Raw genomic sequence first — 22,798 nt, 5'->3', positions numbered from 1 at the left:
TTTATTTACCTAATCAGTTCGTTTTTTTGCACGAGGGTGAGTGTTGTCGTACACCTTGGCTAAATGTTGAAAATCTAAATGCGTATACACTTGTGTAGCCGACAAACTGCTGTGCCCTAGTAACTCTTGCACGGCGCGTAAATCACCAGATGATTCTAAAATATGTGACGCAAACGAGTGGCGCAGCTTATGCGGATGAACCTGCGAGCTAATGCCTTGTTTTATTCCCCACTCTTGCATGCGTAGGCGCACTTGGCGAATCGAAATACGGTTTTTTTGGCTACTTAAAAATACTGCTATTTCATCGGGCTTTGCAAACTGAGGGCGTATTGTGAGCCATTTTTTTAATGCGTCTAACGCTTTTTTGCCCACCGGAATTAATCGCTCTTTATTACCTTTACCACGCACTAAAATTTCACCATTGGCAGCGCTAATATCTTGCATGTTAGCGCCAACTAACTCGCTTATACGCAGCCCTGAAGAATACATTAACTCCATCATTGCTTTATCTCTAATTGCGAGAGGTTCGTCGTCGGGTATTTCGAGCAAGCGTGCCATTTGATCTACATCGAGATTTTTAGGTAGGGGCTTTGCAAACTTAGGGCCTTTTATACCTATTGCCGGATTATGGTAATGCGATTGCTCGGCAATATTTTTTGCTTTTAAAAACTTATATAAGCTGCGAATACAACTGAGCTTTAAGCTAATTGTACGGCCACTTAATTGTTTTGATCGCAGTGTCATGCTGTAGCGGCGAATATGTTCGCCTTGTACGCCAAACCAGTCATCACATAGTTTGCTAAAATAAAGGGCTGCAAAGCCAAGTTGGCTTACGTATTGATTAACTGTGTGCGCTGAATATTGTTTTTCAAACTTTAAATAATCGCTAAATAGCGTTATGGGTGTACGCCAGTGGTCGCTTAGCGCGGTAATATTAGGCGCATCGTCACTCATGCTAGTTTTTGTAACCGCAGGTGTAATGCGTTTATAAAGTCGAGCACAAACAGGTTATCTTGCGCGGGCTCAAAATGGTTTACGTTATTGCTACCAAACGCCAAAATAGCGATAGGGTGCTTGGTGTCGCCAATTAAATAAATAGCGACGGATTGTGTATCTTCACTAAATAATTGTTCGCGCTCTTGTTTATTAATTCGCCCTAAATAATGCCCAGAATGGGTAAGGCGATGCGCAATAAGCTCGTCGTACTCGGGATTGTATTTTACTAATTTGCAGTCGTTAACATCTTCACTTGAGCAGATTATATTGCGTAGATTATTTGCAAGAGTGTCAAAATCGTCATGATTCCAAAGCTGGCGATGACATTGGCTAAACAAACGATATACGAGCTCGTTTTGCGTTGCATGCTTGCTCATAGCATCTATTTGGCTTTTTAAAAGCGTGTTGTGCTCGCGTAATTGACGTTGCTGAATATGTACTAGTGACGTTGCACCTTGAGCTTGCTGTTGCAGCTCAAGTTGTGCGAGTAGCTCGGGGTGATGAACTAAAAAGTCAGGATGTTGCTGTAAGTAATTAATAATCTGCTCTGTACTTAGCTCGCTCATAGTGCTACTTGTCCGTCGAAAACATGCTCTGCGGGACCAGTCATGCGTACCGGGTGACCTTCACCACTCCAGCGCACTTGCAAAGTACCGCCCGGCAAATCTACTTGAACGGTTGTTGATAATTTATTTTGCATATGACCAATCACCATTGCTGCACACGCACCTGTGCCACAGGCTAGGGTTTCGTTAACGCCACGCTCCCACACTCTTAGCTTAATGTGTTCTTGCGATACAACCTGCATAAAGCCAATGTTCGCTTTTTGCGGAAAGCGTTCGTGGTTTTCAAGTAATGGACCCAATATATCAACTTGCGCGGTGGTTACGTCGTCAACTTCTAGCACGCAATGTGGGTTACCCATAGATACCGCGCCACTAAATACAGTGTGTTCTTGCGTTCTAATAATATAAGTAAGCTCGCGTTTGCTGGCTTTTAACGGAATTTTACTTGGCTCAAAATTAGGATGGCCCATGTTAACAGTTACTTGACCGTCTTTTTCTATGTAGAGCGTTAAGTTGCCCGACTTAGTCGATACACTAATTTTGTGCTTGTTAGTAAGGCCTTTCATGCGTACAAAGCGGGCAAAACAGCGTGCGCCGTTACCGCATTGTTCTACTTCGGTACCATCGGCATTAAAAATTCGATAATGAAAGTCGAGATCAGGTGAATATGGTGCTTCAACCATCAGCAATTGGTCAAAGCCAATGCCAAAGTGGCGATCTGCCAGTTTTTTGATTTGGTCTCGCGACAAAAAAACATTTTGTGTAATGTTATCAATCACAACAAAGTCGTTACCTAAGCCGTGCATTTTGGAAAAATTAACTAACATAGCGCTCTAATTCGGTTTTGCTCTGTGCTAATCATGCCACAGAGCAGCTAGTAGACAAAAACGTTTATGGTAAAACTTTCTCACCTTGATAAAGGCTTTCAATAGTTTCGCGTTCACGAATAAGATGATGCTGCTGACCATCTACCATAATTTCTGCAACACGCGGGCGCGAGTTGTAGTTTGAGCTCATTGTAAAGCCATATGCACCCGCACTTCGTTGTGCAAGTAAATCGCCTTGTTTAAGCGCTAGTTCGCGGTCTTTTCCTAAAAAGTCGCCGGTTTCGCACACCGGACCCACAATATCAAAGTTGTGAGTAGGTGTTTCGTCGTCGCGAACGGATACCGGAATAATTTTTTGCCACGCTTGATAAAGCGCAGGGCGAAGCATATCGTTCATACCAGCATCTACAATTGCAAAAAACTTGTCTTGGTTTTGTTTAATAAATTCAACTTGAGTGACCAAAATACCTGCGTTAGCTGCAATAGCGCGCCCTGGTTCAAAAATAAGTTCAAGATGTTTGTAGTTAGCTAAGCGTTCGGTAACTTGCGCTGCATATTCACTTGGGTGTGGTGGTTGCTCGTTGTCGTATGGCACGCCTAAACCGCCACCAATGTCTAAGTGAGTTAGCTCAATACCGTTGGTTTTTAGCTCATCAATAAGCGCCATTAATTTATCAAGGGCTTCTAAAAAAGGTCTAACTTGCGTTAATTGAGAGCCAATATGGCAATCTACACCAATTACTTTTAAACCAGGTAAAGCCGCTGCTTGTTGATAAACACTCAGCGCAGTTTGTATATCAATACCAAATTTATTTTCTTTTAAACCGGTAGAAATATACGGATGTGTTTTTGCATCTATGTCTGGGTTTACGCGAATAGAAATAGGCGCTTCTAGGTTAAGCTCGCAAGCCACTTCAGAAATACGCTCAAGCTCAGACGCCGACTCTACATTAAAACATTTAATGCCCAGTTTTAATGCGTAAGCTATTTCGTCAGACGTTTTAGCCACGCCTGAAAAAACCACTTTAGAGGCATCCCCTCCCGCTTTAATTACACGCGCTAGTTCGCCTTTAGATACAATATCGAAACCCGCTCCTAAGCGCGCTAATATATTAAGTACGGCAATATTTGAGTTTGCTTTTACAGCGTAACACACCAAGCTTTTATGATTTTTAGTGGCGTTAGCAAATGCTAAGTAATGGCGCTCAAATGTAGCACGCGAGTATACATAACACGGCGTGCCGTATTGCTGCGCTATGCTTGCTACGCTGACGTCTTCGGCAAATAATTGGTTGTTTTTGTAGTTAAAATAATCCATTTATTGCTCCTGACTTTGCGATGTTTTAGCTTGCTCAGCGGTAGTGGCTGGTTTAGCGGTATTTTGAGGTTGGTTTTGCTCTGTTTGTTGCTCTGGTAAATATAACGGACCGCTTTGTCCGCAGCCAGCTAAGGCGCTTAACAGTACAGTGCTTATTAATAGTCTTTTTAATTGTAAGGTATGTGTCGCTTTCATTAGATTAATACGGTTGCTGGCTTTATAATCGCAGAGTAACAGAATATCTAAAAAATGCAGCTATTCGCGGATGATTTTATTCCTGTTACACTAGCTGCACATTTTTAAAGCTAATTTAAAGCTAAAACGTACCCAATATTAGGCGGCTCGCCTGCAAAGGAAATAACAATGACTGAACACGAATATCACCAATTAGCCGAAGCTCTTATGTTCACTATTGAAGAGCAGGTTGATGATTGCGAAGCTGATTTAGATTATGAATCGGCACAAGGTATTTTAGAAATTATTTTTCCTGATAAAAGTAAAATAGTGATCAATAAGCAAGCACCTCTTCATCAAGTATGGGTTGCGACTAAGTTTAACGGACATCATTTTGAAATGCGTGATGGGTTATGGATTGATAACCGCTCTGGCGCTGAATTTTGGGCGTTTATAAATGAAGCCTCAACTCGCCAAGCAGGCCAAGAAGTTAAGTGGCAATCATCACTATGAGTTTAGAATTTGTAGAATATGCAGCCCAAAGTGAACACAAAGCAACGGTTATTTGGTTACATGGTTTAGGTGACTCTGGGGATGGTTTTGCGCCAGTAGCCCCACAGCTAAATTTACCAAGCGAGCTTGGTATACGGTTTATTTTTCCGCATGCGCCAGTGCAACCGGTCACCATAAATGGTGGCATGGAAATGCGCTCTTGGTACGATATTAAGTCTATAGAATTAGATAAGCGTGCCGATGAACAAGGCGTAAGAGATTCTGCTGCAAAGGTAGAAGAGTTAATTAATAAAGAAATTGCTAATGGCATTCCTGCTAATAAAATAATTTTAGCTGGTTTTTCTCAAGGTGGTGTTGTGTCTTTGCATTTAGCGCCGCGCTTTGAGCAAAAGCTTGGGGGTGTTATGGCGCTTTCTACTTATATGTGTGTGCCACACAAATTTGCTGATGAAGCAAAACATACTGATTTAAACGTATTTATGGCTCATGGTAGCCAAGATAACGTTGTACCGCACAGTGCGGGTAGAAATGCGTTTGAAGTATTAACAGCACATAACATGGATGTAAGCTGGCAAGAATACCCAATGGCTCATCAAGTTTGCGCAGAAGAATTGCAAGCTATTCGCCAATGGTTAATTGCTCGTTTAAGCTAATTTAGGAACCGCTGAGGTCAATATGAGTCAAAAAATAGTTATAAAAGCAAATGTTAAACGCGAATTACAACAGAGCGTACCAACGGTAAGCTACGAGTGGAATTGGCGTCGTATTGTGAGTATTGCTATGTTGGTATTAATGACCTCTGCAGCAGTTGTTTATGGCTTAACCACCTCTGTTAATGCAGAGCAAGGTGAGCACCCAAATGAGCAGGAACAATTCTTAAATTTCAGCAGTAACGCTGAAAACCAAACAAGCGATGAGGTAATGGATGTTGAGCCTCAATCATCAGGAAACAATACCCCTGCTGAGTCTGTAGAGATAACTCAAGCGAGTATTGAACCTTTGTTAGCTGAGCAAAATGAGACTCAACTAAGCATTTCAAGTAATACACCTGCCGAAGTAGACCTTGTAAATAATCCCCCGGCTTTGTTGGCTAACAACGATATTGTTACTGATCAAAGCGAAAGTATTAATACAGAGTTAAACTCAAACCTTGATAATGATGTGCAAGAAGAAACCGCAGAAGCCCAAAACGTAACTGAGCCTGCAAGTCAAAGTGACTTACTTTTAGAGTTAGAAAGTGATGATGGCGCATTGAGTGGCACTGAAGGTTTTTCCTCTACAGCACATGTGGCAAGTGTGGCATTGGGGGCGCAAATAGACACGGGTAAAATTAGTCGCGCGGTACTTACTCGTAAAGTAAGTAAGCGTGAGCCTACTAATGTGTTTGCTGCTGATATTAGGTTAAGCCAGTTTGAGGAAGGGTTATCGTTTTTTAGCGAGATTAAAAACCTTCAAGGCCAGCAAGTTAAGCATGTTTGGTCGTTTGAAGGTGAAACGATGGCTGAAATTACACTTAATGTTACTTCGCCTCGTTACAGAACGTACTCAACAAAAAATATAATGAACACACAAACAGGTCATTGGCGTGTTGATGTAGTTGATGAGCAAGGTAATTTAATTGCCCAAAAAGAATTTAGAATTTTAGCTGACTAAAACTGGCTAAACGCAGTAATTAATTGGATACCCCTATGACAGAAAAAACAAAATTAGTACGCATCGCAACGCGCAAAAGCGCTCTAGCACTTTGGCAGGCCGAATTTGTAAAAGCAGAGCTTGAGCGTTTTCATGCAGATGTGCGCGTAGAATTAGTCCCAATGTCGACGCAAGGGGATATAATTTTAGATACGCCATTGGCTAAAATTGGCGGTAAAGGCTTATTTGTTAAAGAACTAGAGCAAGCCATGTTAGATGGCCGAGCTGACATTGCCGTACATTCTATGAAAGATGTGCCAGTAGAGTTTCCTCAAGGGCTAGCACTGCATACTATTTGTGAGCGTGAGGATCCACGCGATGCGTTTGTATCAAACAATTTTGTTAATTTAAGTGAGCTACCACAAGGCGCTATTGTTGGTACTTCGAGCCTACGCCGCCAGTGCCAAATTAAGGCACTTCGCCCTGATTTAGATATTCGTGATTTACGCGGCAATGTAAATACGCGTTTAGGTAAATTAGATGACGGCCAATATGATGCTATTATTTTAGCGGCTGCAGGGCTTATTCGTTTAGAAATGGAGTCGCGTATTGCTGACTACATTGAGCCAGAAGTGTCATTACCAGCAAATGGTCAAGGCGCTGTAGGTATTGAATGTCGTATTGATGATGAAGTAACCAAAGCATTACTTGCACCACTTGAGCATACACAAACACGTATTCGCGTAAACGCAGAGCGTTCGATGAATCGCTATTTAGAAGGTGGTTGCCAAGTTCCTATTGGTGCTTATGCATTGGTTGATGGCGAACAAGTGCATTTACGTGGTTTAGTTGGTGCTGTTGATGGCAGCGAAATTTTACGTGACGAAGTAACAGGCCATGTAAATGACGCAGAAAAACTAGGTATTGAGCTTGCTAAAAAATTACTAGCTCAAGGTGCAGACAAAATATTAGCTGAAGTTTATAGAGACGCATAAATGACACATATTCTGATAACTCGGCCCGAAGGAAAAGGCGTAGCCCTTGCACAGCAACTTGAGCAAGCGGGTTATCAGGCGTCTTTATTTCCGGTATTAAAAATAACGCATTTAACACCCTCCAGCACTGAGCTTAGTCCGCTATTAAATGCAGATAAAATAATATTTATCTCGCAAGATGCAGTCAGTGCACTTTCGCAATTAAAACCAGATATAAATACCAAAGCGCAGTTTTATGCGGTTGGACAACAAACAGCCGATGTTATATATGAGCAATTTGGTGTGCGCGCAGCAGTACCAAAGCAGTATGATTCAGAAGGGTTACTTGCGCTTAAATCACTCGCCGAGGTGGGTGGCTGTAATATAGTATTAGTTAAGGGCCAAGGTGGCCGCCCTGAGTTAGCTAAAACGCTCAAAGAGCGCGGTGCTTTTTTAAATAATTGTGTTGTGTACAAACGTGAACCGACAGAGAGTATCACCTCTAACTGGACAGACCACTGGAAAAGCCAGAATGTACACGGTATAGTCATAACAAGTAATGCAGCAGTTGATGCTATATTTAAAAGCCTTACTGCACACCAACTACAATGGTTACAACAGTGCCGATTTTATGTTGCTAGCGAGCGTATAGCCGCTTATTTAAAGCTGCAACAGGTAAGTTCGGCTAATATACACATTGCAGCGGGGGCTAGCGATAATGCTATGTTTACCTGCATAAATCAGCAAGGTAGCAACATGAGCGAACAGTCAAAGCCAGTAACGGCAGAAAAAGCCACACCAACAATAGCTAACACGACCTCTGCTAAATCAACTAAGCAAGAGCCTACAGCTACAAAAAATACGGCAGACAAAAGTAAACAAAAAATAAGTAAGGTTGCAGTACTTGCGCTTCTTATTTCGTTAATTGTGGCCTCTGGTGTTGGATACGAGTTTTATCAAAAATTAAATGCTGGTAAGGCGCAAAACCTAGCCGTTAATGAGTTAAGCGAGCAAAATAAGTTACTCACCCAGGAGCTGCAAGCACTTAAATCGGCGCAATCTAATTTGCAACAAGCGCTGTTTAATAGTGAAGAAAAAGTTGCCGCAGCCCTAAATGAAAGTGCAGTTCAAAATCAGCAAGAACTAAAAGCGGCTTTGCAAAAGGCGGAGCAACAAGGCTCATCGTTAAACCCGCAAGAAGTAACCAGCTTACAGCGTATGGCTGAGTTTAAACTATGGGCTGAAAAAGACTACCAAGGCACTAGTGCTGTTTTAAAGCGCTTAGATGGATTACTTAGTGAACATCCAGGAACAGTTGAAGTTCGCCAAGCGATTATGCAAGATATACAAACACTTGATAGCCTTAAACCTGTTGCAACAGAGGCTATTTATTTACAGCTAAACAGTGTACTAAGCAGTATTGACGACTTAGTTTTTAATGCGGTTAATTTACCAGAAGAAGCAGCTGCAATAGATGAAAATGCTTTAAGTGGTGACGTGAGTGATTGGCAGCAAAACTTGAGTAATAGCTGGAATAAAATTGTGGATAGCTTTATTACTATTCGTCAGCACGAAGGTGTTTCCATTGAGCCATTACTTACGGATCAAGAGCGCCATTTAATAAATCAACGAATCAAGCTTAATATAACTCAGGCACAAGATGCACTTATGAGTAAGCAGGCGAGTATTTTCTTTAGCGCCTTAAGTGAAGCAAAACGTTTAGTTGGTGAGTACTTTAAGCAAGACGATGATACAACTAAAACGGTACTTAAAGCGTTGTCTAAACTTGAAAAAGAGCAGCTTAACTTTAATCCAAAAGTAACCTTAAACAGTACACAAAAGGTTAAGGAGTGGGCGCAATGATAGGGCTAATTATTTTAATTGTAGCTATTGTTGTTGTACTAGCGGTTACTCCATTTGTTCTAGATGAAAAAGGTTATGTACTTATTTCATTTAACAATACGACGATAGAAGGCACGATAGTATCGTTTTGTATAATGGCAGTCATTACCGCTGTTGTTTTATATTTAACATATAAGTTAATTCGTTATTTATTATCGATTTATCATAATACTAAGCATGGCTTTTTTGCACGTAGCCAAGAGCGCAAACAAGCAGCTATTGAGCAGGCTCTTTGGAGTGCTATTAATGATGATTACGAGCACGTAGAACAGGCTTTATCGGGTAATAGCGTACCAGATAAGTTTGAAGATATTCGCTTAGCATTACTTGCAAAAGCAGCGCTTGCTAATAATCAAACAGATAAAGCACTTGAGCGTTTATTTGAAATAAGCCCAGAGCATCAATTAAAAGTAGCAAAGCTATGGTTGGCAAGTGGCGATAGTAGCGCGATTGAATCACAAATGCGTATTAGCGCAGAAGCTAAAAAAGCCACCGCACTTGAGTTAAAACTTTATGCAGAAGTATTAGTACAGCAACAACACTTTAGTGCGCTGGAAGACTTTTTGCCGCGTTTACTGCGCAAAAAAGCACTTACTGATGCACAGTGGACGCAGTTATTTAGTGCTTATTTTAATGCGTTAGATGCAGACAAGCTGGGTGAAAAATATAAACAGCTGCCTAAAAAGCTGCAAGCTCATGCCCACACCGCATATTTAATGCAAATGGCGCAAGCAGGTCAATTGGCTGTTATTGAAAGTGACTTAATTAAGATGGTTAAGCATAGTGAGCAACACTTAGAGCTTGCAAATATATTAAGTAAAGCAACAGCAGCCGATGCAGCTAAGTTGCAAATAAGCATTCAAGAACGGCTTAAGAAGGATGATTCAAATAATTCACTATTACTTGCGCTAGCTTGCCTTGCTAATGCTAAGGGTGATTATGACTTAGCAGCTAGAATATTTGATAAAGCACTGAATAGTGAAAATAAAAAACAGTTCTCTGAACAAGCTGTGTTGAGTTATAAAAATAGTGCACAGGCAGAAAAGGCGCTCGTTTTATATCAATAAATGACTACACTATAACTACTTAGCATTTTTTGTAGTTCAGGAGCACAAGCTTTGAGAAAGTTTTTAATATTAACCCTTAGCTTGGCTTGTGCTTACTTCTTTACAGGATACTTTAGCAACTCACTTCTTTCTGTAGATGGCTATGCGGTCGCCTCCTGGCCGCCCTCAGGAATTGCTTTAGCGAGCTTTTTAATTTGGGGACGTAAGTCATTTATTGGCCTTATTATTGGGGCTTTTTGTACTAACTTAATTCATCTTGAACGCACCGTAGATATTTTTCATTTTATTGTTCTTTTACAAGCTATAGGCATTACTTTAGCCTCTGTTTTACAGGCTTGGATTGGCCGACAAATTATAGTGAATGTTATAAAAGCGCCGTTGGATTTATCTTCTTTAAAACACAGTGTTCAAAGCTTAATAGTAGCGGGGCCAATATGTTGTGTTATTGCTGCAGGTGTAGGAACAAGTTTATTAGCATTGAATAATGTGATTCCGACCAATGCTATTTTTGATAACTTTATAGCATGGTGGATTGGCGACAGTATTGGCGTACTTATATTTACACCTTTAGTACTCGCCGCTTTTAATTACACACAAGTACGCCACCGTATGCTGGTAATTTTACCCTCGCTATTAATTTACATACTGATCAGCGTTAGTTTTTATGGCGCTGCTAGTGTTAAAAAAGAAAAAGATATTCAAAAGCAAGAAGCCAAAATACTTTCTGTGCAAAATGCTATAAGCCAAAAGCTTGATGGTATTACTGCTCATTTAGGCTTATTAGCTACATATTTTGCTAGTAGCAGTGACGTGGATTTTAAAGAGTTTAAACAATTTACTTCAAAGCAGTTGGGCTACAGCCAAGAAATTCTAGCATTTGAATGGATACCTTATATACCAGCAAATAAACTCGCAGATTTTGAAATGCATGAAAATCCAGCCACAGGCAAACCTCTATACATAAAAGAAAAGTCACTAGATGGAGCTTGGCAACCAGCAGGTACGCGTAGTAATTACTTTCCAGTAAAGTACGTATATCCCTTAAAAGGTAATGAAGATGTTTTAGGGTTTGATTTAGCTTCTAGTAAAGTAAGAGGTGCAGCGCTTAGCAAAGCGAAAGAGCTTAATGAACTTGCACTAAGTGAGCCAATTAACTTGGTCCAAAATACAGCCGAACACGGTGTGCTTTTTTTATATCCTGTTTTTAGAGAGTCCTCTACCGAAGATGATTTTCAAGGCTTTGTGGCAGCGATAGTCAGTCTGAAACGCTTATCGCAAACACTATTATTTGATCACAACAGCTCAATTTCAGCTAGTTTTTTTGATACAACGGTATCAGGGAAAAAGCAGGCAATTTATATTGCAGATACCGCTAATTCGCAAGCGCTATTTAAAGAATATCAATTGTTGATTGGCAAACGTATGTGGCAGGTTGAGTTATATGAGCCAATAGTTAGAACGTCTTGGTTAGTATATTGGCTTGCACAAATAGTAGGTATGTTGTTTGTGTGGTTATTGATTACATTTTTGATTTCAGTTACTGGTACAAACATACAAATTCGCGAACAAGTGGCCAAGCAAACACATACACTACGCAAAGAAAAACAAAAAGCAGATGAAGCGAGTCATATAAAGGGGCAGTTTTTAGCAAACATGAGCCACGAAGTCCGCACCCCTATTAACGGTATAAAAGGGCTGCATTATTTAGCGCTCCAGCAAAACGATTGGCAACAAGCTAGAAGTTACATAGAGCAAGCAGATGGGGCACTTGGTGTTTTACTGAGGGTATTAAACGATGTGCTCGACTTTTCAAAAATGGAAGCAGGCAAGCTAGACTTAATGCAAGAGCCTATTAATGTAGCGAGTTTAGCGGATGAAATGCTTAATTTACTTCAGTTTGATGCTGACATTAAATCAATAAAGTTAAGTCTCGATTTTGATAAAACATCAAATTTGGTCATTAATACCGATCCAATTCGCTTAAAACAAGTGCTGCTGAATCTGCTCAATAATGCGGTTAAATTTACAGGGGAAGGTGAAATCACTCTGAAAATTTGGCAATCGAAAAAAATGACTTATTTTAGTATTAACGATACGGGTATTGGTATTAGTAGCGAAGCACAGAAACAATTGTTTAAACCGTTTGCACAAGCTGATAGCTCAACCTCACGCCAATATGGTGGTACAGGCTTAGGATTAAGTATTTGCAAAAAACTGGTTGAGTTAATGGGTGGTGCAATTGATTTAGTTAGTTATGAAGGTAAAGGCTCTACATTTACATTTAGTTTGCCGCTAATATCGCCTTTACCAAAGGCAGAGCAAATTCAGCAGCAATACAACGAAATAGACGTAAGTACATTATCATTTACAGGCTATAAATTACTTTTAGTAGAAGATAATCCACTTAATCAGCATGTTGCTAATGCTATTTTAAAAACGAAAGGCTGTATTGCCGACATTGCTAACGATGGTTTTGAGGCCATAGAAAAGCTAGCCGAAAATAGCTACGACATTGTTCTTATGGATATTCAAATGCCAAAAATGGATGGACTCAAAGCAACAAAAGTAATTCGCCGTGATTTAGAGTTAATTGATTTACCCATAATAGGGCTATCGGCGAACGCCCATGACGAGGACGTTAAAAAGGCACTAGCCTGTGGAATGAATGGTTATATTACCAAACCTATTGATGCAAATACGCTTTTTAAAACTCTTTGGCATCACTTATCAGGAAAATAAGCTGTATCATTTTTTTGCACAAAAAGCAGACATATGACCGCTAAAACTTACCGCAAATCATATAGACTTGAAAAATAACTGTATCTGCGTATCATGCGCGCAAATTTAACTAAACTGGGTTGCTATTATGATCAATAGAAAATTACCTTTGCTAGATATTCACCGCCATTTAGACGGTAATGTACGTGCGCAAACCATATTAGAACTTGGTCGACAGTTTAATATAGAGCTACCTGCAGATAACGTTGAAGCATTAATCCCTCATGTTCAAGTTATTGATCCTGAACCAAACCTCATGGCTTTTTTACAAAAGTTAGATTGGGGAGTTACTGTGCTTGGCGACTACGATGCGTGTAGACGTATCGCAATTGAAAACATTGAAGATGCACAAGCACAAGGTCTTGATTATGTGGAGCTTCGATTTAGCCCTTACTACATGGCACAAAGCCAAGGTTTACACCCAGAAGGCGTTGTAGAGGCAGTTGTTGATGGTATTAAATCAGCAACAAAGGGCGCAAATATAAAAGCTAACTTGATTGGTATTTTATCGCGTACTTATGGCGTAAAAACGTGTCAAAAAGAGCTTGATGCATTACTCGCATTTAAAAATGATTTAGTCGCTGTTGATTTAGCCGGTGACGAAATTGGCTTCCCCGGTGAGTTGTTTGTAGAGCACTTTAAACAAGTACGAAATGCGTATTTAGCTTCGACTGTCCATGCTGGAGAAGCACTTGGCGCTCCAAGTATTTGGCAAGCAATTAATGAGTTGGGTGCGAGCAGAATAGGGCATGGCGTTAAAGCAATTGAAGATCCAAAACTAATGGATTATTTACGCGATAACCGTATTGGTATTGAGTCATGCTTAACAAGTAATATTCAAACCAGTACAGTAAACGATTTAACTAAGCACCCACTTAAACAGTTTTTAGATCATGGTATTTTAGCGTGTATTAATACTGATGATCCTGCGGTTGAAGGTATTGAAATTGAGTATGAATATACCGTTGCTGCACCTAAAGCAGGCTTATCTCAAGCTGATATGGAAAAAGCCCAAAAAAATGCGTTAGAAATAGCATTTTTAAGCGATGGCGATAAAAAAGAACTTTTATCACTCGTTAGCGCACGTTAATGTAAGAGCATTAAAAATGCCGCTTTATATAAGCGGCATTTTTGTATCTGCAATTTAGTGTGTTTGGCAGCTTATGTAATTATCGTAAAGTGCTTTAAGTACATCTGCTCGGCTGATCATACCGATTACTTTAATGCCCTCTACAACAGGGTAGTTTTTTGGTTTACCAGGCTGCATCTGCTGTGCAAGCTCAATAATGTTGGTATCGCCGCTGACGGTCACTACCTCTGTTTGCATAAGCTGCGAGACTTTAACCATCCCATCACAAAAATAACTGCTTTGCGTAAGTGGTTTTAACAGCTCTTGCTCTGATATAAATCCAACTAAGCATTTATCTTTATCAAATACTGGTGCGCCAAGTAGTTTAAATTTTTGTAGTTCTGCTATGGCTGTCGTCATTTCTGTATCTGGTGTGATATTTGGCAACTTGCGTTGCATAAAATCTTTTACTTTTGTATTTAGCATTTGGGTCTCTCCCGCTGATGTTCTATACAAAGTATGGTTTATAGATAGGGATTTAGGAAATTGTTTATATTGATGGAGTTGATAGGTTTTAACTATTAAATATTTGTTGTTATAAAAATAAAGGCACCGATTAGGTGCCTTTATTTATAACTGAAAGTAAATTTCAATTATTTGATAAATGCGAATGCATCTGCGTACATGTTTTCACGAATTGCACCATGAGTAATAAAGTCATCCCGGACAATACCTATCATGTCAAAACGACCTGCCATATAAATATCGTATGGTTCTAGTGACACAATATCTTGCATTACTGCTTTGTGTACATAGCCAGTGTGTCCTTGCCAATTAGCAGATGGATTTTCTACTACAGGAATAAACTTAAAGTTCTCATGGCTATCTGCCCATGTTTGCATTTCTGTGTGTGCGTATAAAGCAGATTCTTCTTTTACGCCCCAGTAAAACAATACAGGACGGTCGCATTTTATTTCAGCTAAATGATCAGCCATTGATTTTGCGTATGAAAAACCAGTACCACCGGCAAGTAAAATAATAGGGCGCTCACATTGCAGGCGCAACTGTGAAATACCCAGGCCAGCTTCAATGTCTACTAACTGCCCTGTGATATGGGCGTTTCGTAAATGCTCTAACGATTGCATTGCATACGAATCGGCACCTGAGGCGCCAATATGCAGTTCTATTGCATCGCACTGTGAAGGGCGACTAGCTATAGAAAAAGCACGTTTGTCTTTTTCGCCTAATACGAGTTGCATGTATTGGCCAGCTTCAAAGGTCACAGGTTGTTGTGGCTTTAAAATTACTTTATGAACAAATTCTGTAAGTGGGCTGATAGCTACAACTTCAGCTTTTAATGTTTGCATTTTTTACCTTTTAGCAGCGCTTGTAACAGCAGATACGCAATCGAATAGCTCGATTCTAGCATATCTGCAGGGTTATTTTATAGCCTGATATGTACTTACATATAAACACTTAAACAATATTAAGGCTTTCCCAAATATCATCTACACGGTCTTTGGTGTCTTTATCCATAACAATAGGCTCGCCCCATTCGCGGGTGGTTTCGCCAGGCCATTTATTGGTAGCATCCATTCCCATTTTTGAACCAAGACCTGAGACTGGTGATGCAAAATCGAGATAATCAATAGGTGTGTTCTCTATTAATGTTGTATCACGCGCTGGATCCATTCGGGTTGTTATAGCCCAAATAACATCTTCCCAATCGCGGGCGTTAACATCGTCATCGCAGACGATGACAAATTTGGTGTACATAAACTGACGTAAGAACGACCAAACTCCCATCATCACGCGCTTCGCATGGCCTGGATATTGTTTTTTCATTGTTACAATCGCCATACGATATGAGCACCCTTCAGGCGGAAGGTAAAAGTCGACAATTTCAGGGAATTGCTTTTGTAGTATCGGCACAAACACTTCATTAAGTGCCACACCTAAAATAGCAGGCTCATCAGGCGGACGGCCGGTAAATGTGCTGTGATAAATAGGATCTTTACGATGCGTTAAGTGAGTAACCGTCATTACTGGAAAGTCATCGACTTCATTATAGTAACCGGTATGGTCACCATAAGGGCCTTCTGGCGCCATTTCACCAGGCATTATGTAACCTTCAAGTACTATTTCTGCACTGGCAGGGACTTGTAGGTCATTTGAAATAGATTTTACAACTTCGGTTCTGCTGCCACGTAATAAGCCAGCGAATGCATATTCGCTTAGAGTGTCAGGTACAGGCGTTACGGCACCTAATATAGTGGCAGGATCGGCACCTAATGCTACCGATACAGGGTAGGGTTGCCCTGGGTTTTCTTTACACCATTCTTGAAAATCAAGCGCGCCACCACGATGTGACAACCAGCGCATAATTATTTTATTTTTGCCTAATAATTGCTGGCGATAAATACCTAAATTTTGGCGCTTTTTATAAGGCCCTTTAGTAACGGTAAGGCCCCAAGTAATTAATGGTGCTGCATCACCTGGCCAGCAATGTTGAATAGGTAATTTAGTTAAATCTACATCATCACCTTCTAAAACTACTTGTTGGCAAGGCGCTTTTTTTACTTCTTTTGCAGGCATATTAAGCACTTGCTTAAAAATAGGTATAGCGCCTAGTGCTTCTTTAATACCCTTTGGTGGATCAGGTTCTTTTAAAAAAGCGAGTAGCTTACCCACTTCGCGAAGCTCGCTAACATCTGTTTGGCCCATGCCCATTGCTACGCGTTTTGGTGTACCAAATAAGTTGGTAAGCACCGGCATATCGTAGCCTTTTGGGTTTTCAAATAATAACGCCGGGCCTTTTGCACGTAAGGTGCGATCAGATATTTCGGTCATTTCAAGATACGGGTCGATTTCTTGGGTGATACGTTTAAGTTCGCCTTTTTTTTCAAGCAAATCGATAAAATCACGTAGATCTTTATATTTCATTGTGGGCCGCTATTAAGCAAAAGAGTTAAAGTATTATACCCATTTCATGCAAGGCAAGTCATTACTTGCACTTAAAACTTAAAGCGCTCTACGGCACTCGTTAAAGAGTGTGCAAGTTGGTTTACGTCTTCACTTTCGCTTGCTAGGGTTGTCGCGTTTTGGGCATTCAAGGTTGCTTGCTCTGTCACCTTTGCCATTATTTGTTGAATGTCGCCACTGTTAGTCAATTGCTCATGTGATGCATGAGCAATTTGCTCACTCATCTGATTAACAGACAACAATGTGCTTTTAATACGCTCTACGGCTTTATTTAGTTCAGTGCTGTTTTTAACACATTGCTTGGCTTGGTGTTGGCCATCAGTAATGTGTTCTTGAGTTGTTTTAGTGTGTTGTTGCAATGTTTGGATCATGGTGTTTATTTCGCTAGTCGAGGTTTGTGTACGAGCAGCTAATGATCGAACCTCATCAGCAACTACAGCAAACCCGCGTCCGTTTTCACCCGCTCGCGCTGCTTCAATTGCAGCATTAAGTGCTAGTAAGTTAGTTTGCTCGGCAATGCTACTAATTGTTTCAACAATGGCTTCAATAAGCTGGGTGTACTGTGCGAGTTCTTCTGTGCTGCCTACTGCTTTATCAAGGCGCTGCAATAAAGTTTCTATACTTAGACTATTTTGATTAGCAATCTCGTTTACATCATTTGCAAATTGCGATGCGTTTGTTATTTCACTTGATGTTTTATCTGCTTGCTCATAAACCGCTTGTGAGTTGGTTAGCATATTGTGTGCAAGCGATGTTGCCTGCGCGCTTCGCTCTAACTGCTGTTGTGCAACAACCGTCATTTGCTGACCTTTTTCACTGGTTTTAATAGCGCTGCGGTCTAGCTCGTGGGCGTCACTACTAATCGCACCAATTAGGTTAGTAAGGTCTTCACTGAGTTTATTTATGTTATTTAGCAAAGTACCAAATTCATCCTTACTACGTGGGTGGCTTCGCTTTGATAAATCACCTGAGGCGATTCGGGCTAAATCGCGGTTTACTTTTTTAAGCGGTTTTAGCATTGCGCGAGTTGTAAAAATAGAGATAGCGATAATCAATATAATTAAAACAATCGTAATAATTACTACAGAACTAATCCCTGTATTTATGGCGGCCTTTGCATTAGTTTGTAAGGCATTAAAGCGCTCATCAGCCAATTTATTAAGTTCAATAAGCTGACCTTCTGTTGTTATAAATTGCTGTTGAAAGTGTTCAAAATTTTGAGCCGCAGCAATAGCACTTTTGAGTACTTTATTTTGTTGGGCATAAATTCCTGTATCGTTGTTAAGTAACTCTCTTAATTGATTAAACTTAGTCGTTAGATTTTTAGCATTAAACGCATTATTAAAAGGTAGCGCTTGTTGCTCTAAATAGGTGAAATTAGGTTGGATGTTATCTAGTAGAAATAGAGTATCTTGCTGATGGCTATTTAAATCATTGATACTTGTAGTTTGAGTAATGCTTTTTATATTATTGCTTAAGTTAAACAATAAATCGTCTATACGGGTCGCTGTTCCAAACATAGCATTAAGTAACGCCTGCTGTTTTACAGGCACTTCTAAAAGTTCTATATCAAGTAAGTTAGAACTTAAATTGTAAAGTTGCTCGTTAAACGTTGCTGATAATTCTATGGTGGAATTTTGCGCTACAAACTTACGCTCTTTAGCGCTAAACATTGCGACACTTACTTCAGTCAGTTGCTCGAAACCTGCGTTGGTACTGGTGAGTAAATTTTGCATTGTTATTTGTTGATTTAGTTGAGTGCTTAACGAATTGAGCATATCGCTAAATTGTTGTTGCTCAACTTGCGCCTGTTTTTTATTCTGTTGAAGTAAATCAAGGTTTGCTTGGCTGTAAGCTAAGGCGTTAAATTTGGTAATAGACAGTAATGATAGCCTTAAATCTTTGCTGAACTGTTGTACCGGAACCGCTAATTTTTCGGTTCGGGTATTGTTAACGCTAATTTTGTTTAATGACCAATAAAAAAATACACTACTTGTTAGCACCAATATGCCAATGGCTGTAAAGGCTAAAATTATTTTATGTTTGATCGCAATTGAACGCATAACTTCATCACAATAATGGGTCTTTAATTATTGTAGCATTATTGTAATTTATTGGTTGTTTTTATGTTAGGCCTTGGTGCACTGTCTTTTTTTACCTGCAATGATTAACATGGCTTCATTGCCCTTACCCCAAAACAGTACCTCTTCATTTATATATTTATTCCCTGAGGCACTTTTTTCGTGATTAAGTACATGCACTTTATTGTTAAAGATAAGTTCGGCTTCAGAATTGTTAATGATGTTGAGTTTTACGCTCTCATCATCGCATTGGTAAGCAGTACTGGTTTTTAAATCACTACAAGCGGTTAAGCTTAGTAAAATAGCGATTAATGCTAAATATACTTTCATTTTTCCTCCCATCTTCTTTAAGCGTTAGTTAAAACATAGGGCAAAATTTTAATCTAATGTAAGAATAACAAAGCAAAATTAACCGTTGGTGAAAGTAGCGCTTTAAGTTATGTTTATAGCAATATTTTTTGAGCTCGGAAGCTTTATGGCAGGTACTAACCTTTTAACGTTATTAGATGATATAACCACTTTACTTGATGACATTGCGACAATGAGTAAGGTTGCAACAAAAAAAACAGCGGGTGTATTAGGCGATGACTTAGCGCTCAATGCGCAGCAAGTTACAGGTGTAGCAGCAGAGCGTGAATTACCGGTTGTTTGGGCTGTGGCAAAGGGCTCATTTTTAAATAAAGCGATACTCGTACCCGCTGCTTTATTAATAAGCGTATGGCTGCCTTGGTTAATAACACCGCTTTTAATGATGGGTGGTTTGTTTTTATGTTTTGAGGGAGCTGAAAAAGTATTTGCTAAGTTTTTGCCTCATAACAGTGAAGCGGTAGACGAAGATGAAAAGTTAGATTTAGTTGAGTACGAAAAACAAAAAATAAAAGGGGCAATAAGAACCGACTTTATTCTTTCTGCCGAAATTATTGTGATTACTTTAGGTACTGTGGCTGGTGCTACATTGTTTAATCAAGCTTTAGTGCTTTGTGTTATCGCAATTATAATGACTATTGGTGTTTATGGCTTAGTGGCCGGTATTGTAAAACTGGATGATGCAGGGCTTTATTTACTCAACCAATCAAAGGTAACAGCTAATAAATTTAAAGAATTACTTGGGAAAGGCTTACTCGCAGCAGCGCCTAGGTTGATGCAGTTTTTAGCATTTGCGGGCACCATCGCGATGTTTTTAGTAGGCGGCGGGATTTTAGTACATGGTGTTGAGTTACTGCACCATACTCAAGTCGATGTAACAAACTATGCCCAATCTGTTGCTGGCGGTACAGGAGAAGTATTAGCTCCTCTATTGTTTGATGGTTTGCTAGGCGTGATTGCTGGCTTAGTTGTCGTGCTTATACATGTAGGTTATACAAAGTTATTTAAAAAATAATTCCAAGCTGGCGTACTTGTTGCGCCAGCTATATTGAAATTCACTCATTCACAGCTAGCTATTTTACAAAGAGATTCCAATTCAAATTGTGCTTTAGTATTTTTTTGCTCAATGGCCTTTTTATACCAATAAATAGCTTGCTGTTGATCCTGATCTATTCCCTGACCATCACGATACATTTGCGCTAAATTTAATTGCCCCCATTGAGAGCCCGCTTCAGCAGCTTGTTTAAAGCTATTAAATGCTTCAACAAACAAACCATCTTTAAAATAAATAATGCCTTGTTGATTGTTTTTATCGAGCTTTAAGCCTTTATATAGTGGCTTAGGTTTGGGAGGATGCATCACAAACCCACCATAAAGGATGTTGGCATAGGGGCGCAGCACGTCGTAAATAGCTTCGTCGTTGTAAAGGCGTGCTACTTCATCACGAGGGAGGGTGATTGTTTTAGTGGAAAAGTAATTGTCTTGAATTAGCTGGCTAGTACGCATTGCCAAAGTAATACTATTATTACGTTTATAGCTGTAGTTGCTTATCTGAAAGGTAATAAATTGTTCGTCAAAATTTAAAATTTGAGCAATTCTTAAATTGGTTAAGGTCCAGGGCTCGTGTGTAAATTTGTCGGCGTGTACTAAGTAAGTATCATATATTTTAGGCGTATTTAAATAGCCTTCCTTTCGAGTCTCGCTATTAAGGTGCTGTTGATAAAAAAATAAAACAATCAAAAGTAATAAAAATACACCAATAAAGTATTTAGGTAGGCTTAGTTTTTCTATTAACGGTAGTTGCGTTATTTTTACAGGTTCGCTTTTTCCGCATTGATAGCACTCGCGTTTATAACTTAATTTTAAGGCAAACATAGGTAAAATACTAAACCGTAAATAGCGGCTTTTATTTACTAAATGATAGGCGTCGCTTTGACAATGAGGGCAGCGTGTTGTTTGTGCAAAATATGGAAATGATTCACTCGTGTTGAAAAGTAACATAAAGCACGCTCCTTGTTTAATTACCTAAAGGTAAAACAAGAAGCGTGTTAGTTAAAGCTACAAACTGTAAGTAAGTATGTCTGTTATTACTTATTTTGAGCTTTAGGCTTAATTGTTGTTTTTGCATCAGCAGCCATTAGAGCAAATACAGCGTATGCAGCGGTATTTTGACGAAGCTTAGTAGGTGTTACTTTATCAAGCGTATCGTCAGCTGTATGGTGGTAATCAAAGTAATCTGTTCCATCTTGAGCAAGTTCAAAAATAGGTGCTGAGGTTGCTGCTTTAAGTGGAATTAGATCAGGGCCACCATTCGCTTGGTTTTTACCAATATGCTCAATATTTAACGGCGAAAGTTCTTTTGCAATAGCACGCACTACAGGAAGTGACTCTGCGCTTACGTTCGATTCAAAAGCATATACAACATCAGCGCCAAAATCAGACTCAGCTGCTGCAACAATATTGCTTAGCTCGTTTTTATGCTTTGCAAAATAGGCTTTTGCACCCCAAAGGCCTAGCTCTTCGGCTGCAAAAAGTACCACACGAATACTGCGCTTAGGACGCTTTACATCGCTAATATGTTTAGCGGCTGCCATTGTTAGCGCAACGCCTGCACCGTCATCTAGCGCGCCAGTCCCTAAGTCCCAAGAATCTAAATGCCCGCCAATTAATACATATTGCTCAGGGTTTTCGGTACCATTAAATTGGCCAATAACGTTATAACCTGTGCCTTCACCAAGGCTTTCGGTTTGCACATTAATATTTACCGATACGTCTTTATCTAAAGCAATGAGTCGTGCAATCTGATCGGCATCTGGGTTAGCAATGGTTACATTAGGTATTTTTGTAACACCTTCTTTGTAGTAACTACCGCCAGTGTGTGCAAAACGATGATGACCAGTACTTACCGAGCGCATCATGTAGGCAACAGCGCCTTTTTTAGACGCTTCTATAGCGCCTGTGCCACGTGCTTTTACAGCAGGTCCGTAACCATTCCCATCTATATCGCGGTTCATGCGGTAATTAATATACGCAATTTTACCTTTTAGGCTATTTGCAGGTGCTGCAATTAACTCATCAAGTGTTTCGAATAAGACTACTGGCGCTGTGATCCCATCTTTAGGCGTGCTTATACTGTTACCTAATGCAGTTAAATGTAGAGGTTGCTCGCTTGGTGTTAGTATTTTTCCGCTTTCGCTATAACGGCGCCATTCAGGAAAAGTCGCTTCTTCAAGCCATACTTTATCAAAACCAAGCTCATTAAATTTAGCTTTAGCCCATGCCACTGCTTTTTTATCATTTTCAGTACCAGGTAAGCGAGGGCCAACCTCAGTTGTTAATGACTCTAGTAATTTATAGCTTAGATCACTATTTAGCGCAGAGGTGCGCACTTCATTGACTTGTTGTAATTGCTTTTGGGTAAATTCGGCGTTGTTAGCGTTTGCAGCCATACTGCTAGTAAGCAGCAGTGCGGTAATTAATTTTTTCATTTGGGTAAGCCTTTTTAATAATTAGCGCTATTAGAACATGTAACAAACATGATAAAAAATAGATG

General features: G+C 39.8%; 21 protein-coding genes. 9 read left to right on the top strand and 12 right to left on the bottom strand.

Annotated elements, in window-relative coordinates; genetic code table 11:
• Window positions 1-9: 9 nt before the first annotated feature.
• The 5 genes from H5090_RS15725 to H5090_RS15705 form a co-directional block, all read right to left on the bottom strand.
• On the bottom strand, window positions 10-954 hold the full coding sequence (locus H5090_RS15725) for a tyrosine recombinase XerC (protein WP_182696171.1): 945 nt from the start codon (window positions 952-954) through the stop codon (window positions 10-12).
• A complete protein-coding gene (locus H5090_RS15720) occupies window positions 951-1,562 on the bottom strand; it encodes a DUF484 family protein (protein ID WP_182696170.1) in 612 nt (203 codons plus the stop codon). The genes H5090_RS15725 and H5090_RS15720 overlap by 4 nt, the downstream gene beginning before the upstream one ends.
• Window positions 1,559-2,389, bottom strand: a complete 831-nt coding sequence (dapF, locus tag H5090_RS15715; RefSeq protein ID WP_002960987.1) for a diaminopimelate epimerase — start codon at window positions 2,387-2,389, stop codon at window positions 1,559-1,561. Before dapF ends, H5090_RS15720 begins: the two co-directional genes overlap by 4 nt.
• Window positions 2,390-2,453: 64 nt before the next feature.
• Window positions 2,454-3,707, bottom strand: a complete 1,254-nt coding sequence (lysA, locus tag H5090_RS15710; protein ID WP_182696169.1) for a diaminopimelate decarboxylase — start codon at window positions 3,705-3,707, stop codon at window positions 2,454-2,456.
• Window positions 3,708-3,902, bottom strand: coding sequence for an LPS translocon maturation chaperone LptM (locus tag H5090_RS15705; RefSeq protein WP_002960981.1), 195 nt, complete (start codon window positions 3,900-3,902; stop codon window positions 3,708-3,710).
• Between the two features lie 168 nt (window positions 3,903-4,070).
• Here H5090_RS15705 and cyaY point away from each other — a divergent pair, with 168 nt between their 5' ends.
• The 8 genes from cyaY (at window position 4,071) to add (ending at window position 13,837) form a co-directional block, all read left to right on the top strand.
• Complete coding sequence (gene cyaY / locus H5090_RS15700; protein WP_002960979.1) at window positions 4,071-4,394, top strand: iron donor protein CyaY; 324 nt, start codon at window positions 4,071-4,073, stop codon at window positions 4,392-4,394.
• Window positions 4,391-5,047, top strand: coding sequence for an alpha/beta hydrolase (locus tag H5090_RS15695; RefSeq protein WP_002960978.1), 657 nt, complete (start codon window positions 4,391-4,393; stop codon window positions 5,045-5,047). Before cyaY ends, H5090_RS15695 begins: the two co-directional genes overlap by 4 nt.
• A gap of 22 nt (window positions 5,048-5,069) precedes the next feature.
• Window positions 5,070-6,047, top strand: coding sequence for a DUF2914 domain-containing protein (locus H5090_RS15690; protein WP_182696168.1), 978 nt, complete (start codon window positions 5,070-5,072; stop codon window positions 6,045-6,047).
• A gap of 35 nt (window positions 6,048-6,082) precedes the next feature.
• Window positions 6,083-7,021, top strand: coding sequence for a hydroxymethylbilane synthase (hemC, locus tag H5090_RS15685; protein WP_182696167.1), 939 nt, complete (start codon window positions 6,083-6,085; stop codon window positions 7,019-7,021).
• Window positions 7,022-8,863, top strand: coding sequence for a uroporphyrinogen-III synthase (locus H5090_RS15680; RefSeq protein WP_182696166.1), 1,842 nt, complete (start codon window positions 7,022-7,024; stop codon window positions 8,861-8,863). It abuts the gene before it with no gap.
• Window positions 8,860-9,969 carry a heme biosynthesis HemY N-terminal domain-containing protein gene (locus tag H5090_RS15675; RefSeq protein WP_182696165.1) on the top strand — a complete coding sequence of 370 codons (1,110 nt, stop codon included), beginning with the start codon at window positions 8,860-8,862 and terminating at the stop codon, window positions 9,967-9,969. The genes H5090_RS15680 and H5090_RS15675 overlap by 4 nt, the downstream gene beginning before the upstream one ends.
• 51 nt (window positions 9,970-10,020) lie before the next feature.
• On the top strand, window positions 10,021-12,708 hold the full coding sequence (locus H5090_RS15670; protein WP_182696164.1) for a CHASE domain-containing protein: 2,688 nt from the start codon (window positions 10,021-10,023) through the stop codon (window positions 12,706-12,708).
• Window positions 12,709-12,835: 127 nt separating this feature from the next.
• A complete protein-coding gene (add, locus tag H5090_RS15665) occupies window positions 12,836-13,837 on the top strand; it encodes an adenosine deaminase (protein ID WP_024605929.1) in 1,002 nt (333 codons plus the stop codon).
• A 54-nt stretch (window positions 13,838-13,891) separates the two neighbouring features.
• On the opposite strand, the gene H5090_RS15660 is transcribed toward add, so the two are convergent.
• The 5 genes from H5090_RS15660 to H5090_RS15640 form a co-directional block, all read right to left on the bottom strand.
• Window positions 13,892-14,302: a CBS domain-containing protein gene (locus H5090_RS15660; RefSeq protein ID WP_024605928.1), complete on the bottom strand. Its 411-nt coding sequence runs from the start codon at window positions 14,300-14,302 to the stop codon at window positions 13,892-13,894.
• A 167-nt stretch (window positions 14,303-14,469) separates the two neighbouring features.
• Window positions 14,470-15,183 (bottom strand): NAD(P)H-flavin reductase, encoded by a 714-nt coding sequence (gene fre, locus H5090_RS15655; protein ID WP_182696163.1) that lies wholly within the window; start codon window positions 15,181-15,183, stop codon window positions 14,470-14,472.
• A 109-nt stretch (window positions 15,184-15,292) separates the two neighbouring features.
• Complete coding sequence (gene ubiD, locus H5090_RS15650; protein ID WP_002960958.1) at window positions 15,293-16,759, bottom strand: 4-hydroxy-3-polyprenylbenzoate decarboxylase; 1,467 nt, start codon at window positions 16,757-16,759, stop codon at window positions 15,293-15,295.
• A 71-nt stretch (window positions 16,760-16,830) separates the two neighbouring features.
• On the bottom strand, window positions 16,831-18,861 hold the full coding sequence (locus H5090_RS15645) for a methyl-accepting chemotaxis protein (protein WP_182696162.1): 2,031 nt from the start codon (window positions 18,859-18,861) through the stop codon (window positions 16,831-16,833).
• A gap of 66 nt (window positions 18,862-18,927) precedes the next feature.
• On the bottom strand, window positions 18,928-19,209 hold the full coding sequence (locus H5090_RS15640; RefSeq protein WP_182696161.1) for an MliC family protein: 282 nt from the start codon (window positions 19,207-19,209) through the stop codon (window positions 18,928-18,930).
• Window positions 19,210-19,354: 145 nt separating this feature from the next.
• On the opposite strand from H5090_RS15640, the gene H5090_RS15635 reads away from it, so the two are divergent.
• Window positions 19,355-20,260 (top strand): DUF808 domain-containing protein, encoded by a 906-nt coding sequence (locus tag H5090_RS15635; RefSeq protein ID WP_182696160.1) that lies wholly within the window; start codon window positions 19,355-19,357, stop codon window positions 20,258-20,260.
• A gap of 44 nt (window positions 20,261-20,304) precedes the next feature.
• Here H5090_RS15635 and H5090_RS15630 read toward each other — a convergent pair whose 3' ends face one another.
• On the bottom strand, window positions 20,305-21,246 hold the full coding sequence (locus tag H5090_RS15630; RefSeq protein ID WP_182696159.1) for a tetratricopeptide repeat protein: 942 nt from the start codon (window positions 21,244-21,246) through the stop codon (window positions 20,305-20,307).
• A gap of 86 nt (window positions 21,247-21,332) precedes the next feature.
• Entirely contained in the window at window positions 21,333-22,733 is a 1,401-nt protein-coding gene (locus H5090_RS15625) for a M20/M25/M40 family metallo-hydrolase (protein ID WP_182696158.1), read from the bottom strand.
• Window positions 22,734-22,798: the final 65 nt, after the last annotated feature.

Origin of the sequence: Pseudoalteromonas sp. SR43-5 (genome assembly GCF_014163835.1) — a bacterium.
Taxonomy (GTDB): Bacteria; Pseudomonadota; Gammaproteobacteria; order Enterobacterales; family Alteromonadaceae; genus Pseudoalteromonas; species Pseudoalteromonas distincta.
Note: the sequence above shows the minus strand (reverse complement) of the source record. Positions and strands in the feature narration are given on the sequence as shown.